The sequence below is a fragment of the Roseobacter sp. TSBP12 genome (assembly GCF_009129705.1).
GTDB lineage: Bacteria > Pseudomonadota > Alphaproteobacteria > Rhodobacterales > Rhodobacteraceae > Celeribacter > Celeribacter baekdonensis_A.
Window position 1 is genome coordinate 1 of sequence record NZ_PYIB01000059.1, and the last position, 2,500, is coordinate 2,500.

A 2,500-nucleotide genomic window follows, 5' to 3' on the forward strand; every position below is an offset into this window, starting at 1 on the left:
CATCCTTCGGGTCAGATGGCCGTTAGTGTGAACTATCATAAGAATGAGTTGGGCCTAGAACTTATTTCTGCAGGCGTAATGCGTACTGCACGTTTGTTGGCACGTGGCGAGGTGATGGTGCCTGCGTCGATCTGGGCATCCTAAGCGATGGAACTTCATGTCACGGGGCTGGATTGGGCCTGTCTTATTTGGCGTCCATCTCGCTTACCTTGCCACACCGTTGAGTTTGGCACCTCTCGCTTGCAGAGTGGCCGGGTTGGCATAAACGCGAAGAGCGCCCTTTTGGGCGCTATGTGTTTGATATATATTGATGATTTTTGGTTGCGGGGACAGGATTTGAACCTGTGACCTTCAGGTTATGAGCCTGACGAGCTACCGGGCTGCTCCACCCCGCGACATTTTTGTGCTTTAGCCTGTTCGGCGACTTGCACGGTGCTTTGACCCAAAAGGCAAAGGACGCTTTTTTCAGAACATTGATGTTCTGGATATTGCCCGAGGGCTGTTTTAAGCGATCGGGGATATTTAGATATCGTCAGAGAGATTAAATATGGCTCTTTATTAGGTTTGGCGGTGACCTACTCTCCCACGACTTAAGTCGCAGTACCATCGGCGCAACCGTGCTTAACGGCCGAGTTCGGGATGGGATCGGGTGTTTCACTAGCGCTGTGACCACCAAACCGAATAAAGAGCCACGACCGGGTTTGAGGCCCGGCCTGTCCAAGTCAGATACATTATACTGTGTGTTGGTATGTATGCTTCTGTTTGTCACAGTGAGTAAAACTTTTCAGTTTTGCTTTTACTGGATCAAATCAAGCCTATCGAGCAATTAGTACTGGTCAACTGAATGCATTACTGCACTTACATCTCCAGCCTATCGACGAGGTGGTCTACCTCGGCTCTCAGGGATACCTTGTTTTGAGGGGGGCTTCCCGCTTAGATGCCTTCAGCGGTTATCCTTTCCGATCATAGCTACCCAGCACTGCTATTGGCATAACAACTGGTCCACCAGTGGATCGTTCACCCCGGTCCTCTCGTACTAGGGGCAACTCCTCTCAAGTATCCTACACCCACGGCAGATAGGGACCGAACTGTCTCACGACGTTCTAAACCCAGCTCACGTACCTCTTTAAATGGCGAACAGCCATACCCTTGGGACCTGCTCCAGCCCCAGGATGAGATGAGCCGACATCGAGGTGCCAAACACTGCCGTCGATATGGACTCTTGGGCAGTATCAGCCTGTTATCCCCGGCGTACCTTTTATCCGTTGAGCGATGGCCCTTCCACTCGGGACCACCGGATCACTATGGCCGACTTTCGTCTCTGCTCGACTTGTCAGTCTTGCAGTCAGGCTGGCTTTTGCCATTGCACTCAACGAGCGATTTCCGACCGCTCTGAGCCAACCTTCGCGCGCCTCCGTTACTCTTTAGGAGGCGACCGCCCCAGTCAAACTACCCGCCACACAGGTCCCGGAACCGGATAACGGTCCGCGGTTAGACATCAAGCAGAACAAGGGTGGTATCTCAAGGGAGGCTCCACAGGGACTAGCGTCCCTGCTTCAAAGCCTACCACCTATCCTGCACATGTTCGGCCTAATGCCAGTGTGAAGCTGTAGTAAAGGTGCACGGGGTCTTTCCGTCTAACCGCGGGAAGCCTGCATCTTGACAGGCAATTCAATTTCGCTGAGTCTATGTTGGAGACAGCGGGGAAGTCGTTACGCCATTCGTGCAGGTCGGAACTTACCCGACAAGGAATTTCGCTACCTTAGGACCGTTATAGTTACGGCCGCCGTTTACCTGGGCTTCAATTCGGAGCTTGCACTCCTCCTTTTAACCTTCAGGCACCGGGCAGGCGTCAGACCCTATACGTCGTCTTACGACTTCGCAGAGCCCTGTGTTTTTAGTAAACAGTCGCCACCCCCTGGTTTGTGCCCCCAGCTCCAAGTTGCCTTGGAACCGGGCCTCCTTCTCGCGAACTTACGGAGGTATTTTGCCGAGTTCCTTCAACATAGTTCTCTCAAGCGCCTTGGTATTCTCTACCAGTCCACCTGTGTCGGTTTAGGGTACGATCTTATGTAAGAGCTATTTCCAGGAACCTCTAAGCAGCCCATTCAATCCGATAAGGATGAACTACCCTCGAGATCCGTCACTTCTTACTGGCCCAGGAATATTAACCTGGTTCCCATCGACTACGCCTTTCGGCCTCGCCTTAGGGGTCGGCTCACCCTGCTCAGATTAGCTTTAAGCAGGAACCCTTGGACTTTCGGCGACAGGGTCTCTCACCCTGTTTGTCGCTACTCATGTCATCATTCTCACTAGTGATCTCTCCACGGGATCGCTCACGCGCCCGCTTCACAGAAAGCTCCTTGTGTCCAATCCCACCGAAGTGGGTAAGGACACATGGAACTATGTCACACTACGCTCTGCTACCATGCCTTACGGCATCCTCAGCTTCGGCTCATGGCTTGAGCCCCGTTACATCTTCGCCGCAGGACAACTTATC

Annotated in this window: 1 tRNA gene and 2 rRNA genes (1 of these 3 cut by a window edge); all 3 read right to left on the reverse strand. The window is 52.7% G+C overall.

What is annotated here, in order from left to right:
* Positions 1 to 318: 318 nt before the first annotated feature.
* Positions 319 to 395, reverse strand: a tRNA-Met gene (locus C8029_RS17450).
* A gap of 167 nt (positions 396 to 562) precedes the next feature.
* A 5S ribosomal RNA gene (rrf, locus tag C8029_RS17455) occupies positions 563 to 677 on the reverse strand.
* A gap of 128 nt (positions 678 to 805) precedes the next feature.
* Positions 806 to 2,500, reverse strand: a 23S ribosomal RNA gene (locus C8029_RS17460); it runs 1,133 nt beyond the window's last position.